Below are 15780 nucleotides of genomic sequence, written 5' to 3' on the forward strand. Positions count from 1 at the left end.
CGTATTCAACCTTATATCACCCCTGTAAAACCCGACAGCAATTTTCGACAATAGCGTCATTAATCAGGAGGTGGGTGATGCGTGATTTACATAAAGGCGTCTGGCAAATGAGCCTGGCGATGTTAATTTCCGGCTCTATCGGTGCGTTTGTTTTACTCAGCGGTCTGCCGGTAACGGAAGTGGTGTTCTGGCGCTGTCTTATCGGGGCAATAGCGCTTTTTATTTTTATCCGGGTAAGTCCAAAGCCCTTTAGTCCCCTCACCCGCACCACGCTGCTGCTGGCCATTTTCGGCGGCGTGGCATTAGTGGTGAACTGGCTGCTGCTCTTCGCAGCCTATGAGCGGATCTCGATTGGTCTTTCGACCGTGGTCTATAACACCCAGCCGTTTATGCTGGTCCTGATGGGGATGTTTTTAGGTGAACGCGTCAGCGTAGTGAAATGGGGCTGGCTGTTTCTCGCCTTTGGCGGCGTGGTGATCTTGCTCTCCAGCGAGCTGACCGGCGCGCATGGCAGTGAATGGCTCGCCGGGATCGGTCTGGCGATGGCCGCGGCTTTCTTCTATGCGGTCACGGCCATTATTGCCCGCAAGCTCAGATCCGTTGCGCCGCAGCATATTGCCTTTATCCAGGTGCTGACGGGCGTCGTGATGCTTTTACCGTTTGCCAGCATGCCGTCTTTTTCCGGTGATTTCCCCTGGCCGATCCTGCTGACGCTGGGCATCGTCCATACCGGCATTATGTACCAGCTGCTCTACAGCGCGATTCAGAAGCTGCCTACGCCCATTACCGGCTCCCTGTCGTTTATCTATCCGGTAGTGGCGATCGTTGTCGATAATCTGGTGTTTGGACACTCCCTGAACCTGACGCAGCTGGCGGGCGGCGCGCTGATCCTGTTTGCTGCCGCGGGCAACAACCTGGGCTGGGGCGAAAAAAAACCCCGCGAGTGCGGGGTTGGTATCAAAACGGCGAATTAGCGACGGGCGCGCACAATCTGGTATTTGCGCGTCAGGTACTCTACCGGCGCGCTCCAGATATGCACCAGACGAGAGAACGGGAACAGCACAAACAGCGTCATCCCCAGCACCAGGTGAACGCGGAAGATAAACGCCACGCCGTCCAGGTGCGCGGAGGCTCCGCCGTGGAATGTCACCACGGACTGCGCCCAGCCGACCAGCTTCATCATTTCGCTGCCGTCCATGTGCTGCGCCGAGAATGGAATGGTCAGCAGGCCCAGCGCGCACTGCACCATCAGCAGGGAGAGGATCAGGATGTCCGCTGCGGTCGTGGTCGCACGCACGCGCGGGCTGAACAGACGGCGTTTCAGCAGCAGCAGGCCACCGACCAGAGTCATCACGCCGCAGGCACCGCCAGCGATCATCGCCATCTTCTGCTTCACCTCAATCGGTAGCCACGCTTCATACATCCAGTGCGGGGTCAGCATCCCGAGGAAGTGACCGGCAAAAATCCCCAGAATACCGATGTGGAACAGGTTAGAGCCCACATGCATCCCTTTACGATCCAGCATCTGGCTGGAGGCAGCACGCCAGGTGTACTGGCCGTAGTCGTAACGCAGCCAGCTTCCCACCAGGAACACGGTGCCCGCGATATACGGGTAAATGTCAAAGAAGAACATATTCAGGAAGTGCATTAGTGCCGTCCTCCGTTAGAGATATTCAAATATTGCGGGGCAACCGCGCCGGCAAAACGACGCTGGTGAGCGGAGATTTCAGACTCGCCGCAGTTCTGGTCAGCAAAGAACTTCACCTGCTCTTCTTCCCAGACCGCATCCAGCGCCTGTGGCGTGTCATCGCGGGCTTCATCCGCAATTTTCTCCGCCACTTTTTCACTGTCGACCGACGCGTTGGCCAGCTTCACCAGCAGATCGAACAGCACCGCGTAGCGGCTCTCGCGCTGCTGAAGACGCGCGCCGAGCAGCGCCAGGATCGGCGCGATGTCCTGCAGACCGCCCAGCGCCTCCTCTTTTGGCAGCTGCGCCAGATATTCCAGATAGAGCGGCAGATGGTCCGGCAGCTCGCGGCTGTCGAGCTGCAGGCCGTGCTGCTCGTACTGCGCCATCAGGTCAACCATCGCCTGACCGCGGTCGCGGGATTCACCGTGCACGTGTTCGAACAGCAGCAGCGAGGTCGCACGACCGCGGTCAAACAGCTGGCTGTAGTCCGACTGCGCGTCCAGAAGATCGCGCGCAAGCAGATCGCGGAGGAAAACGCCCAGCTTGTGGGCATCCTCTTTATCCAGGTTTTCAGATGACGCGAGTGCATCAAAGAGTTCCTGCTGATGCTGCGCAAGCGCAGCATCCGGGTACTCGAGCAGACGCGAAACAATGACGAGTTCAATCATGAGTGCGGCTCCGTTTTGCTGGTCACATCCATGGCGTCGATGCGGCGGCTGTTGAACAGGTTGAATTTGCTGTCTGACCCGTGGCAGCCGTCGCCAAAGGTAAAGCCACAGCCGTTTTTCTCCGGGAAGGCTTCGCGGGCCAGCTCACGGTGGCTGCTCGGCACCACGAAACGGTCTTCGTAGTTGGCAATCGCCAGATAGCGGTACATCTCTTGCGCCTGCGCTTCGGTCAGACCGACCTCTTCCAGCGCGCGGGTATCGGTCACACCGTCTACGGTTTCCGCACGTTTAAAGTGACGCATCGCCAGCATACGCTTCAGCGCGAGCAGGACCGGCTGGGTGTCCCCTGCGGTCAACAGGTTTGCCAGGTACTGAACCGGGATTCGCAGGCTTTCAACGTCCGGCAGGATGCCGTTGCTGCCCAGTTCGCCCGCGTCAGCCGCGGACTGAATCGGCGACAGCGGCGGCACGTACCAGACCATCGGCAGGGTGCGGTATTCCGGGTGCAGCGGCAGCGCGAGCTTCCAGTCCATCGCCATTTTGTACACCGGTGACTGCTGCGCCGCGTCAATCACGCTCTGCGGGATGCCATCCTTCAGCGCCTGCTCAATCACCTTCGGATCGTTCGGATCGAGGAACACGTCCAGCTGACGCTGATACAGATCTTTCTCGTGCTCGGTGCTCGCGGCATTTTCAATCGCGTCCGCGTCGTACAGCAGCACGCCGAGGTAGCGAATACGCCCTACGCAGCTTTCTGAGCAGACGGTTGGCATCCCGGCTTCGATACGCGGGTAGCAGAAGATGCACTTCTCAGACTTGCCGCTCTTCCAGTTGAAGTAGATTTTTTTGTACGGGCAGCCGGTAATACACATGCGCCAGCCGCGGCACTTGTCCTGGTCGATCAGCACGATGCCGTCTTCTTCACGCTTGTAGATGGCGCCGCTTGGGCAGGTCGCCACGCACGCCGGGTTGAGGCAGTGCTCGCACAGGCGCGGCAGATACATCATGAAGGTATTTTCGAACTGGCCGTACATCGCCTTCTGCATGTTCTCGAAGTTCTGGTCTTTGGCGCGTTTCTCGAACTCGCCGCCCAGAATCTCTTCCCAGTTTGGACCGCTGGTAATTTTGTCCATGCGCTGACCGGTGATCAGCGAGCGCGGACGGGCGATCGGCTGGTGTTTGCTTTCCGGCGCGTTGTGCAGGTTCTGGTAGTCGTAGTCAAACGGCTCGTAGTAATCGTCGATGCCCGGCAGGTGCGGGTTAGCGAAGATTTTACCCAGCAGCATCGCGCGGTTGCCCATGCGCGGCTGCAGCTTGCCGTTGATTTTACGGATCCAGCCGCCCTTCCACTTCTCCTGGTTTTCCCAGTCGGTCGGAAAGCCGGTGCCCGGCTTGCTTTCCACGTTGTTGAACCAGGCATACTCCATACCTTCACGGCTGGTCCAGACGTTTTTACAGGTGACCGAGCAGGTATGACAGCCGATGCATTTATCCAGATTCAGCACCATGCCGACTTGTGAACGAATTTTCATTTTACGCTCTCCTGTACCTGGTCATTACCTTCGCCGTCTAACCAGTTAATATTCTTCATCTTACGTACCACCACGAACTCATCGCGGTTCGATCCTACGGTGCCGTAGTAGTTAAAGCCGTAGGCCAGCTGGGCATAACCACCGATCATGTGGGTCGGCTTCGGCGTAATGCGGGTCACGGAGTTGTGAATACCGCCGCGCTGCTCGGTGATCTCAGACCCCGGCAGGTTAACGATACGTTCCTGCGCGTGGTACATCATGGTCATCCCGGCCGGTACGCGCTGGCTCACCACCGCACGCGCCGTCAGGGCACCGTTGCTGTTGAACACTTCGATCCAGTCGTTATCTTCGATACCCAGATCTTTGGCGTCCGCTTCGCTCATCCAGACAATCGGACCGCCGCGCGACAGGGTCAGCATCAGCAGGTTGTCGCTGTAGGTGGAGTGGATACCCCACTTCTGGTGCGGCGTCAGGAAGTTCAGCGCCTTCTCAGGGTTACCGTTCGATTTCGCGCCCATCACGGCTTTCACGGAGCGGGTGTCGATTGGCGGACGGTAGACCAGCAGGCTTTCACCGAAGTCGCGCATCCACTGGTGATCCTGATACAGCGACTGACGGCCTGACAGGGTGCGCCATGGGATCAGCTCATGAACGTTGGTGTAGCCCGCGTTATAAGAGACGTGTTCATCTTCGAGGCCAGACCAGGTCGGGCTGGAGATAATCTTGCGCGGCTGGGCCTGAATATCGCGGAAGCGGATTTTCTCTTCCTCTTTATTCGTCGCCAGGTGCGTATGGTCGCGACCGGTGAACTCGCTCAGCGCCGCCCAGGCTTTCACCGCCACGTGGCCGTTGGTTTCCGGGGCCAGGGTCAGGATCATCTCTGCCGCATCAATCGCCGTGTTCAGCATCGGCTGGCCCTTGGCCGGGCCGTCCGCTTTGGTGTAGTTGAGCTTGCGCAGCAGATCCATTTCGCTCTGGGTATTCCAGGCGATCCCCTTCCCGCCGTTACCGATTTTCTCCATCAGCGGGCCGATAGAGGTAAAGCGCTCATAGGTTGCCGGGTAATCACGTTCGACCGGAATAATGTGCGGCGCGGTCACGCCCGGGATCAGGTCGCACTCGCCTTTTTTCCAGTCCTTCACGTCCAGCGGCTGCGCCAGTTCGGCGGCGGAGTCGTGCTGGATGGGCAGCGTCACCACGTCGGTCTCTTTGCCCAGGTGGCCTACGCAAACTTCAGAGAATTTCTTCGCGATGTCCTTGTAGATATCCCAGTCGCTTTTTGATTCCCACGCCGGGTCAACGGCCGCAGACAGCGGATGAATAAACGGATGCATATCCGAGGTATTCATGTCGTCTTTTTCGTACCAGGTGGCAGTAGGCAGCACGATGTCGGAGTACAGGCAGGTGCTGGACAGACGGAAGTCCAGCGTCACCACCAGATCCAGCTTGCCGTCGAGACCGTTGTCTTTCCACTCCACCTCTTCCGGCTTCACGCCGCCCTGCTTGCCGAGATCTTTCCCCTGAATACCGTTTTCGGTACCGAGCAGGTATTTCAGCATGTACTCGTGGCCTTTACCGGACGAGCCCAGTAGGTTGGAGCGCCAGATGAACAGGTTACGCGGGTGGTTTTTACCGTTCTCCGGCTGTTCTGCCGCGAAGCGGATAGAGCCGTCTTTGAGGGATTTCACGGTGTAATCCACCGGTGACATACCCGCCTGCTTCGCCGCTTCCGCAATGCGCAGCGGGTTAGTGCCCAGCTGCGGCGCAGACGGCAGCCAGCCCATGCGTTCAGCACGCACGTTGAAGTCAATCAGGTGGCCGCTGTAGCGGGATTTATCCGCCATTGGCGAAAGCAGCTCCTGCGCGGTAACCGTTTCGTAGCGCCACTGGCTGGAGTGGTTATAGAAGTAGGAGGTGCTGTTCATGTGGCGTGCCGGACGCTGCCAGTCGAGGGCAAACGCCAGAGGCTGCCAGCCGGTCTGCGGACGCAGTTTTTCCTGGCCGACGTAGTGTGCCCAGCCGCCACCGCTCTGGCCAACGCAGCCGCAGAAGATCAGCATGTTGATCAGACCGCGATAGTTCATATCGAGGTGATACCAGTGGTTCAGACCCGCGCCGACGATGATCATCGAACGACCGTGCGTTTTGTCCGCGTTTTCTGCAAACTCACGTGCGATACGGGTAATGTGCGCGCGTGGCACGCCAGTGATCTGTTCCGCCCAGGCCGGGGTGTAGGCTTTCACGTCGTCATAGCCGGTTGCGCAGTTTTCATCGCCCAGACCGCGTTCCAGACCGTAGTTCGCCATGGTCAGGTCATAAACGGTGGTGACCAGTGCGGTAGAACCGTCGGCCAGCTGCAGGCGTTTAACCGGCAGTTTGTGCATCAGAACGTTTTTCAGTTCAACCTTGTTGAAGTGCTCTGAACCTTCACCGCCGAAGTACGGGAACCCGACTTCAGCGATCTCGTCCTGGCTGCCCAGCATGCTCAGGCGCAGCTCCGTCTCTTCGCCGGTGGTGCCGTTGCGTTGCTCCAGGTTCCACTTGCCCTTCTCGCCCCAGCGGAAGCCGATAGAGCCGTTTGGCGCCACCAGCTCGCCGTTGCTGTTATAGGCAACGGTTTTCCACTCAGGGTTGTTTTCCTGGCCCAGCGAGTCCACCAGATCGGCGGCGCGCAGCGTGCGGCCCGCGGCATAGTAGCCCTCACGCGCTTCCAGCATGACCAGCATCGGCATGTCGGTGTAGCGGCGAACGTAGTCGGTGAAGTACTGGCTTGGCTTATCAAGGTGGAATTCACGCAGCATGACGTGGCCCATCGCCATTGCCATCGCGGCGTCGGTACCCTGTTTCGGCGCCAGCCACAGATCGCAAAGCTTGGCGATTTCCGCGTAGTCAGGGGTCACCGCCACGGTTTTGGTGCCTTTGTAACGGACTTCAGTAAAGAAGTGCGCGTCCGGCGTACGGGTCTGAGGAACGTTTGAGCCCCAGGCGATGATATAGCTGGAGTTGTACCAGTCGGCAGATTCCGGCACGTCGGTCTGCTCGCCCCAGGTCTGCGGAGATGCAGGCGGCAGGTCGCAGTACCAGTCGTAGAAGCTCAGGCAGGTACCGCCGATAAGAGACAGGTAACGCGCGCCGGAGGCGTAAGAGACCATCGACATCGCCGGGATGGGCGAAAAGCCCGCCACGCGGTCAGGACCGTAGGTTTTGACGGTGTAGACGTTGGAAGCGGCAATCAGCTCGTTCACTTCTTTCCATGAGGAGCGAACGAAACCACCGCGACCGCGAGCCTGCTTGAAGCTTTTAGCTTTGTCCGCGTCTTCGATAATGGACGCCCAGGCATCCACCGGATCGCTGTGCTGCACTTTCGCTTCACGCCACATCTTCATCAGGCGCTTGCGCATCAGCGGGTATTTCAGACGGTTAGCGCTGTAGAGATACCAGGAGTAGCTGGCGCCACGCGGGCAGCCGCGCGGTTCGTGGTTTGGCATATCCGGGCGGGTGCGCGGATAGTCGGTCTGCTGCATTTCCCAGGTCACCAGACCGTTTTTAACGAAAATCTTCCAGCTACATGAGCCAGTACAGTTCACGCCGTGGGTCGAACGGACGACTTTGTCATGCTGCCAGCGCTGACGGTAACCGTCTTCCCAGTCCCGGTTGGTATCCAGAACCTGGCCGTGCCCATCGGCAAAAGTTTCACCCTTCTGTTTGAAGTAGCGAAACCGGTCCAAAAATTTGCTCATCGGGTATCTCCTGTGTGGAGCCTGTGGCTCTCTAAATCGACATTGCTGATTTGCAGCGAAGGTAACGCCCTGAAAGAGGGGGAGAATTGATAACGATCAAGACGAGGAGGGACTTTTCGGGGAGGGGCTACACCAAATACCACCAAAGCGGTATCTTTACAAATTCCGTATCAATATGAAATATATCGTTATTTTTATTTTATCGTACAAAAGGCAGGGTGAAATCTAACATCTTAGGTATTAAGGGGTAGAGCGCCCTGTAAAGCGATGGCGGCATGGTTAATCAACAAGGTTACACACAGTCTCATTTAAGCCCCTAAATGTGGGGCTTCAATCTTTGAGCCTGTTGATTTGCTGGCTTAGATGAGCCGGAACGAGAGTCGCCAGCTTTTCAGCAATGATCTGTTCGGATTGACCGTCGCCATCAAGGCCCATTGCATCAATAGCCGAACAGAGAAATCTATGAAATTCAGAGACACTCCTGCCCTCGGCGATCATATGACAAATAGGAGCAACGTATGCATCGTATTCGTCATTGGCCTCTTCAAACTCATTGATACCTATAGGATCCCATTCGTTTAACAGAATTGATTTTACGGTTTCATGCAGCATTGTTTTATCCATCATTTAGGCGCTCCAGGGATAACTGTCACAACATTCCCAGTATTTGAATTTACAATTACACGCAGGTTGTTAATCGAATCATAGTAGCCAGTCGTTCCCACCTTCGTAGGAAATAACTCCCCTGACTTGATTGTACTCTCTATCGCAGACGGCGGAACACCTCGACCTTGCATACGGTCGATGGCGTGGGCCGAATAGCTATAATCACCGATGACAGTTGAAGCATTATTTCCTAACACGTTCATCGGATAGCCCGAACGCCCTGTTGGGAAGTATGAACCTACATCAGCCGTTGATACCTTTGAAAGCTCACTAATCTCTGACGCAGAACCAAACCGACCGAGCCCAAAAGCGGTGGCAACGGATGCCGCCGCAATAATAGAGCCCTTGGTCTGGTCATTCATTATGTGATCATATCCCGCCGGGGCATCACCGCCGAGTTGTTTAGCCGTATTATGAAAATCTTCAATGTTGCCATTGTAGACACCTCCCGCAGCCAGCAGCCGCCCCGCAGCTTTGCTATTGATGGTTTTTGCAGACTGCGCGTGTTGCACTGCTTCCCCGGAGGTCATAAATTTAATTGTTGAAGCGGGCTTTCTGCCATTCTGGTTGTTTATTGCTTTCTTGTATGCGCTTTGAAAATCACTGACCACCCAGCAAAAACTGTCATGGCAGTCAAAAATCAATTCACCCTTGTCATCAATGTAGAATGGATTAACTGTATTGCTCCAGTCTTCATCAGTATCTAACCCTACGATCCAGCCTTCAGCCATGTTCATTTCCAGATCGTCATAAACCGGATCATAAATAGACCTGTCTGCGCGTGTGTATGATTTGCTCGCAAAAACACTGAGCTTTTTAGGTACTTCGCCAAATGGTGGAGCAATATAATTCCGATAATCCAGATCGTAACAGCATAGCGCTTTTTCCATCGCTGAATCTGGGGTCAGTATGTGCTGATATTCCTCGGGAGATACTTCTTTTTCCAGCTCCCATAACGTGTAGAGTCTGAGCATCGAATATCCTTTTTATCCATGATGACCACATGGATTTTCTACTGATTGTGCTCAGATATCAAACATTTGTATTAGAATGTGATCAATTCTAACTTCATATCTCACAAAGTTCTCGCATGATGAGTAAACTCGTGGTTGCGATGCATTATGCATACCTAAGTAACTGAAATAAATTACTTAGTTTCATTCAGTCATTCATTGCCCCCCCTTTTGATTTCTTGTTTCTTTCCTGCAGTTGCCAGACCGCAAGTTGTTTTAACAAATCAAAAGGGGTTTTTATAACTGACTTAAAGCTGAAAGCTTTCCGGCCCCCCAGCCTGGCTGGGGGTTTTCAGTGCACAAAAAAAAACGCGGCCCGAAGGCCGCGTAAACGGATAATCACACTTACTTATTTTTCTTGGTATTACGGCCATATACCAGCCACGTAATCACAACGCAGGCGATATAGAAGACGAGGAAAACTTTCATGGCACCGGCCGGAGAGCCGGTCAGGTCCAGAGAGATACCGAACGCTTTCGGGATAAAGAAGCCGCCAATCGCGCCGATGGCAGAGATAAAGCCCAGCGCCGCAGCCGTATCCGTCGCCGCTTCACGCATTGCCTGCTCTTCGCTCCCCCCCTGCGCTTTCACGCGGTCCATGGTCAGCTTGCGGAAGATCACGGATATCATCTGGAAGGTAGACGCACTCCCCAGCCCGGCCGTCAGGAACAGCACCATAAACACGCCGAAGAAGGCGATGAAGTTACCGCCCTGCCCGTCGGCTGGCAGCGTAAGGAACAGCAGCGCGCAGAAGACCGCCATCACGACGAAGTTAACCAGCGTCACGCGGGTACCGCCGAGGCGGTCAGACACCATGCCGCCCAGCGAACGCGCCAGAGCACCAATGAACGGCCCGAAGAAGGCAAATTGCAGGATCTGAATCTCCGGGAACTGCGTTTTCGACAGCATCGCGAAGCCCGCAGAGAAGCCGATAAACGAGCCGAAGGTGGCCAGATACAGCAGGGCCATCACCCAGAGATGCCCACGCTTCAGCACCGGCAGCTGTTCGCTCAGCGATGCCTTCGACGCGGACAGGTCATTCATAAAGAACCAGGCCGCGAGGGTAAAGACCACCAGGAAAGGGACCCAGATCCAGGCGGCGTTTTGCAGATAGAGGGACGAACCATCCGCCTGCTCAACGCCACCGCCGCCAAAGGCCGCAAAAATGGACACCGAGATCGCCAGCGGGGCAATGAGCTGCATCACGCTCACGCCCATATTGCCCAGACCACCGTTAATCCCCAGCGCGCCGCCCTGCTTCGCTTTTGGGAAGAAGAAGCTGATGTTCGCCATGCTGGAGGCGAAGTTCGCCCCCGCAAAACCGCACAGCAGGGAGATAATCACGAACACGCTAAACGGCGTAGAGGTATCCTGCACCGCGAAGCCGAGCCACACGCAAGGGACGATCATGATGCCCGTACTAAATGCCGTCCAGCGACGACCGCCAAACACCGGCACCATAAACGCGTAAGGGACCCGCAGCAGCGCGCCTGACAGCGACGGCAGCGCGGTCAGCATGAACAGCTGATCGGTCGTAAACGTAAACCCAACTTTCGGCAGATTGACCGCCACCGCGCTAAACAACATCCATACGCAAAACGCTAATAATAAACACGGCACGGAAATCCATAGATTCCGGCTTGCTACACGATGGCCGCGCTGTTGCCAGAACGCCGGATCCTCTGGACGCCAGTCTGTAATAACGGCACCATTTTCCCTTTCGGGAGCGGATGAGTGACTCATAGACACCTCTGATTCTCGAATGATGCTGCAAACATTAGGGTTTTAGGGCGGCGGTAAGTTGATATAAATCAAAGGAAAAGTGGGAGGATTTGCGGCGCAAAATAAGGCCTTACCCTTAGTGAGTAGGCTAATTCGGTAAAAAAGACGTGGTTTTTCACGGCACTGACGGTTCCTGGCTACCCCCACCTCCTTCCCCCTACTCCGTTGGCAATTTAGGGGTAATCCTTTATTGGTATGGGTATACTCCAGGGTATGCACCAGAATAGCGCCATTCCTGCAAGCAGGCCACGTCAGGAGCACGCCACCTCTATGTTAAAAAGATGTTTATCTCCGCTGACGCTCGTGAATCAGCTCGCTCTGATTGTTTTGCTGTCCACCGCCATCGGCGTGACCGGCATGGCGATCTCCGGCTGGCTGGTACAGGGAGTACAGGGTAATGCGCATGCCATCAACGAGGCAGGCTCGCTACGCATGCAGAGTTATCGCCTGCTGGCATCGGTTCCCCTGACGCAGGACGATCGTCCCCTGATTGATGAAATGGAGCGCACGGTCTCCAGCCCCGAGCTGGAAAACGCCGCCATCCGCGCCGGTCAGCAGTCCCAGCTTAACGCCCTTCAGGGCTACTGGCACACCCAGCTGGCGCCCGGGCTGAAGCAGGCGCGCAGCACAGAAACCGTTGCGCAGGACGTCGCGGGGTTCGTCTCGCGCATTGATGCGCTGGTCTCCTCTTTTGACCAAACCACCGAATTACGCATTGACCGGGTGGTGATGGTGCACCGCGCGATGGCGCTGTTTATGGGTCTGCTGCTGATCTTCACCATCGTCTGGCTCCGCGCGCGGCTGCTGAATCCGTGGAAACAGCTGCTGGCAATGGCCCGCGCGGTCACCGCACGCGATTTTACCCAGCGCACGCACATCAGCGGACGCAACGAGATGGCCATGCTCGGTCAGGCGCTGAATACCATGTCAGCAGAGCTGTCCGAAAGCTACGCGGTGCTGGAGCAGCGCGTGCAGGAAAAAACGGCCGGGCTGGAGCAGAAAAACGAGATCCTCTCCTTCCTGTGGCAGGCCAACCGTCGTCTGCACATGCAGGTGCCGCTATGCGAACGCCTCTCGCCGGTGCTGAACGGTCTGCAAAATCTGACCCTGCTTCACGACCTTGAGCTGCGGGTCTACGATGTGGAAGACGAAGATAACCATCAGGAATTTACCTGTCAGTCCGACATGTCCTGCGATGACAAAGGCTGCCATCTTTGCCCTCGCGGCCTGCCGCCGCTGACGTCCGGCGGCACCACCCTGAAGTGGCGCCTGACCGACAGCCACACCCAGTACGGTATTCTGCTGGCAACGCTGCCTGCCGGGCGCCACCTGAGCCACGACCAGCAGCAGCTGGTTGACACGCTGGTCGAACAGCTAACGGCCACGCTGGCGCTCGACAGGCATCAGGAAAAGCAGCAGCAGCTGATCGTCATGGAAGAGCGCGCAACCATCGCCCGCGAGCTTCACGACTCTATCGCCCAGTCGCTCTCCTGTATGAAAATGCAGGTGAGTTGCCTGCAGATGCAGGATGCGGAGATGCCGGAAAGCAACAAGCAGCTGCTCAGCCAGATCCGCAACGAGCTGAACACCTCCTGGATACAGCTTCGCGAGCTGCTGACCACCTTCCGTCTGCAGCTGACCGAGCCGGGCCTGCGCCCGGCGCTGGAAGCCAGCTGCCAGGAATTTAGCGCCCGGCTGGGTTTCCCGGTGAAGCTGGACTACCAGCTGCCGCCGCGGTTTGTCCCCTCCCACCAGGCCATCCATTTACTGCAGATCGCCCGTGAAGCGTTGAGTAACGTGCTCAAGCATTCCGGCGCGACGGCGGTAACGGTCACCGTCAGCCAGCACGGCAGTCAGGTGAAGCTCACGGTTCACGACAACGGCCGCGGCGTGCCGGAAAATGCCGAACGCACTAACCACTATGGTTTAATTATTATGCGAGACCGCGCCCAAAGCCTGCGCGGTGATTGCCAGGTTCGCCGGAGAGAGACGGGCGGCACGGAAGTAGTCGTCACCTTTGTTCCCGAAAAACCGCTTACAACTGCTCAAGGAGAAACCCATGACTAATCAGGAACCGGCATCTATCCTGTTGATCGACGACCATCCGATGCTGCGTACTGGCGTGAAACAGCTGGTCAGCATGGCACCCGATATCACCGTGGTTGGCGAAGCCAGCAACGGTGAACAGGGCATTGAGCTTGCCGAATCCCTCGATCCCGATCTGATCCTGCTCGATCTGAATATGCCCGGCATGAACGGGCTGGAAACCCTCGACAAGCTGCGGGAAAAATCGCTTTCCGGGCGCATCGTCGTCTTTAGCGTGTCAAACCATGAAGAGGATGTGGTCACGGCGCTGAAGCGCGGGGCGGATGGTTATCTGCTGAAGGATATGGAGCCGGAAGACTTGCTTAAGGCGCTGCAGCAGGCCGCGGCGGGCGAGATGGTGCTCAGCGAAGCCTTAACGCCGGTGCTGGCCGCCAGCCTGCGCGCCAACCGCGCCACCTCTGACCGTGACGTCAGCCAGTTAACTCCGCGCGAGCGCGATATTCTGAAGCTGATTGCTCAGGGCCTGCCGAACAAAATGATTGCCCGCCGTCTGGACATCACCGAAAGCACGGTCAAAGTGCACGTGAAGCATATGCTGAAGAAAATGAAGCTCAAATCCCGCGTTGAAGCCGCCGTGTGGGTGCATCAGGAACGCATTTTTTAAGGATTACTCCTCCGGCAGAAGCTTCCAGCGCGGGTCGTTATCAGGCAACGCGACCAGCGGCTGCACGACGGTCAGCACGATCTCATTGGACGAGACGCGCTGGCCCTTCTCATCTTCCACCACCGCCGACAGGTGCCAGCGGTTTGTCGCCCCTTCACGGTCATCCCAGGCAGGCATAATCACGCTCCAGCCGTCGCTGCTGTTGCTTTTCGCCGGCGACGTCAGGCTCAGTACCTGCGTATCCCCCTGCCAGTGGATCTGACGAATGCCGTGTGTACTGCGAACCTGAAGCTTCAGCATAACGGTCTCGCCTCCTTTCAGATCCCACGGCGGCGTTGCCAGCCACACGGACAGCGTTTTACGCTGGCGGAACTCCATCACCGGCAGGCTATTGCGCTCCGGAGAGTCGTAGCGGCTTCCGCGCAGGGAGCGCGTGGCGGCAACTTCACCGGCGGAAATCTGCTTAACCAGCGGCACGCCAAAGCGGTAGTTGAGCTTCAGTCCGAGGTTATTCTGACTCGCGCCACTTTCTCCCTGCTTATGCGCGGCGGTCAGGGTGACCAGCGGAACGGGGGTATAGTTAAGCCCCAGATTCACCGCCACCGGGTTGTGATAGCCGGTTCCGCTGTTGAAGAGGTCGACGTTATCGCCAAAGTATTGCTCGAAGCTGACGCTGGTATTCAGATGATGGAACCACGGCAGCCAGGCTTTAGCGGTGACGTCATATCCGCGCGCCATGCGCTGCTCCTGGACGTCGGAGCGATCGCGCCAGCCGGCAAAGGGCTGATAATAGTTGGCCGACAGGCGCAGATTTTCCCCCCACGCTTCCGCGCCCAGCCCGGCACGCTGCAGGTTTTCATCCAGAAGGTTATCGTAAAACGTGTTGTAACCCAGCAGCCATTTTCCGGCGACCCAGCGCTGACCGAGCCCAGCGTTACTCACCAGGCCATCCGTCTGCTGGGTCAGGCCAAGCTGGCTCCAGCTCAGATAGCGGTTGTTATCGTTCCAGGGGATAAACCAGCTCCCGCTGCTGCCGTTAAATTTGCCATCGTTATCTACCAGCAAGTTCACGCTGGCGTTACCCCAGGGCGACAGCCAGGATTCTATCTGCTGGTTCACTTCGCCGCTCAAGGCGTCGCGCACCTGACCAAACGCAAACTGACGCGCCTGCTCGCCCGTTGTCAGGCCGTTGTCGGTCATGCTGGCTTCACCAAACGCTTTCGCCATTTCGGCCAGGTGTTTTTCCCCCTCGCCCGTTGGTGCCGCCATGCCGAGGTCAGGCAAACTATCCCCATTATTATCGAAGGGATTTTGCGCCTGATGCGTAAAGGAATTCGGCGCACCGTGAACGGCTCCGGCCGTAACAAGGGGGAGTAATAACAGAAAAAGAATGCGGGACGATACAGCCATCAACGTCGGGATTTGCGCCTGAGTTTTGTAAAAGACTCTCTTACCTTAACGTCATTAGGAAAGAATTGCAGCCTTACGGGACATTTCAGGAATATCCTGAAGTTTATTGTCGGCTGCAAGCAGCGTAAACTCGGTAAACCCTATATTATTCGTGCCTTTATAAGAACAGGAGTCAACATGCAAAAGATTGTGATCGTCGCCAACGGTGCGGCCTACGGCAGCGAATCCCTTTTTAACAGCCTGCGCCTGGCGATTGCGCTGCGTGAAAAAGAGAGCGACCTGGCGTTACGGCTCTTTTTAATGTCGGACGCGGTCACCGCGGGGCTGAAGGGTCAAAAACCGGCAGAGGGCTATAACATTCAGCAGATGCTTGAAATTCTGACCGCGCAAAACGTGCCGGTGAAGCTGTGCAAGACCTGCACCGACGGCCGCGGCATTACCGGTCTGCCGCTGATTGATGGCGTAGAGATTGGTACGCTGGTTGAGCTGGCCGAGTGGACGCTGTCCGCCGATAAAGTATTAACTTTTTAATAATAAACCCGTAAAAATATTATTTTCTTATGGACGCG

General features: G+C 56.7%; 12 protein-coding genes. 4 read left to right on the top strand and 8 right to left on the bottom strand.

Annotation, left to right across the window (positions count from 1 at the left end):
* The first annotated feature begins 77 nt into the window (after window positions 1-77).
* Window positions 78-974 (top strand): DMT family transporter, encoded by an 897-nt coding sequence (locus L370_RS02880; RefSeq protein ID WP_023335985.1) that lies wholly within the window; start codon window positions 78-80, stop codon window positions 972-974.
* Here the strand turns inward: L370_RS02880 and narI are convergent.
* The 7 genes from narI to L370_RS02850 form a co-directional block, all read right to left on the bottom strand.
* Window positions 971-1648, bottom strand: a complete 678-nt coding sequence (gene narI / locus L370_RS02875) for a respiratory nitrate reductase subunit gamma (protein WP_023312107.1) — start codon at window positions 1646-1648, stop codon at window positions 971-973. The two genes, L370_RS02880 and narI, sit on opposite strands and share 4 nt — an antisense overlap.
* Window positions 1648-2358 carry a nitrate reductase molybdenum cofactor assembly chaperone gene (narJ, locus tag L370_RS02870; RefSeq protein ID WP_023335986.1) on the bottom strand — a complete coding sequence of 237 codons (711 nt, stop codon included), beginning with the start codon at window positions 2356-2358 and terminating at the stop codon, window positions 1648-1650. The genes narI and narJ overlap by 1 nt, the downstream gene beginning before the upstream one ends.
* Complete coding sequence (gene narH, locus L370_RS02865; RefSeq protein WP_023335987.1) at window positions 2355-3890, bottom strand: nitrate reductase subunit beta; 1536 nt, start codon at window positions 3888-3890, stop codon at window positions 2355-2357. Before narH ends, narJ begins: the two co-directional genes overlap by 4 nt.
* Window positions 3887-7630 (bottom strand): nitrate reductase subunit alpha, encoded by a 3744-nt coding sequence (locus L370_RS02860; RefSeq protein WP_023335988.1) that lies wholly within the window; start codon window positions 7628-7630, stop codon window positions 3887-3889. Before L370_RS02860 ends, narH begins: the two co-directional genes overlap by 4 nt.
* A gap of 330 nt (window positions 7631-7960) precedes the next feature.
* Window positions 7961-8257 carry a hypothetical protein gene (locus L370_RS02855; protein WP_023335989.1) on the bottom strand — a complete coding sequence of 99 codons (297 nt, stop codon included), beginning with the start codon at window positions 8255-8257 and terminating at the stop codon, window positions 7961-7963.
* On the bottom strand, window positions 8254-9270 hold the full coding sequence (locus L370_RS0122185) for a DUF4258 domain-containing protein (RefSeq protein WP_023335990.1): 1017 nt from the start codon (window positions 9268-9270) through the stop codon (window positions 8254-8256). The genes L370_RS02855 and L370_RS0122185 overlap by 4 nt, the downstream gene beginning before the upstream one ends.
* Before the next feature lie 384 nt (window positions 9271-9654).
* The gene (locus tag L370_RS02850) at window positions 9655-11052 is read right to left on the bottom strand and encodes a NarK family nitrate/nitrite MFS transporter (protein WP_023335991.1); all 1398 of its coding nucleotides are present in this window, start codon (window positions 11050-11052) and stop codon (window positions 9655-9657) included.
* A 309-nt stretch (window positions 11053-11361) separates the two neighbouring features.
* Between L370_RS02850 and narX the strand changes: the two genes are divergently transcribed.
* Both narX and narL read left to right on the top strand, forming a co-directional pair.
* Window positions 11362-13158, top strand: a complete 1797-nt coding sequence (gene narX / locus L370_RS02845) for a nitrate/nitrite two-component system sensor histidine kinase NarX (protein ID WP_023335992.1) — start codon at window positions 11362-11364, stop codon at window positions 13156-13158.
* On the top strand, window positions 13151-13801 hold the full coding sequence (gene narL / locus L370_RS02840) for a two-component system response regulator NarL (protein WP_008499531.1): 651 nt from the start codon (window positions 13151-13153) through the stop codon (window positions 13799-13801). Before narX ends, narL begins: the two co-directional genes overlap by 8 nt.
* A 3-nt stretch (window positions 13802-13804) precedes the next feature.
* Here the strand turns inward: narL and L370_RS02835 are convergent, their stop codons facing one another.
* Entirely contained in the window at window positions 13805-15211 is a 1407-nt protein-coding gene (locus L370_RS02835; RefSeq protein ID WP_023335993.1) for a YchO/YchP family invasin, read from the bottom strand.
* Between the two features lie 177 nt (window positions 15212-15388).
* Between L370_RS02835 and L370_RS02830 the strand changes: the two genes are divergently transcribed.
* A complete protein-coding gene (locus tag L370_RS02830; RefSeq protein ID WP_008499522.1) occupies window positions 15389-15742 on the top strand; it encodes a DsrE/DsrF/TusD sulfur relay family protein in 354 nt (117 codons plus the stop codon).
* The last annotated feature ends 38 nt before the right edge of the window (window positions 15743-15780 follow it).

Source organism: Enterobacter sp. MGH 24, from assembly GCF_000493015.1.
Lineage (GTDB): Bacteria > Pseudomonadota > Gammaproteobacteria > Enterobacterales > Enterobacteriaceae > Enterobacter.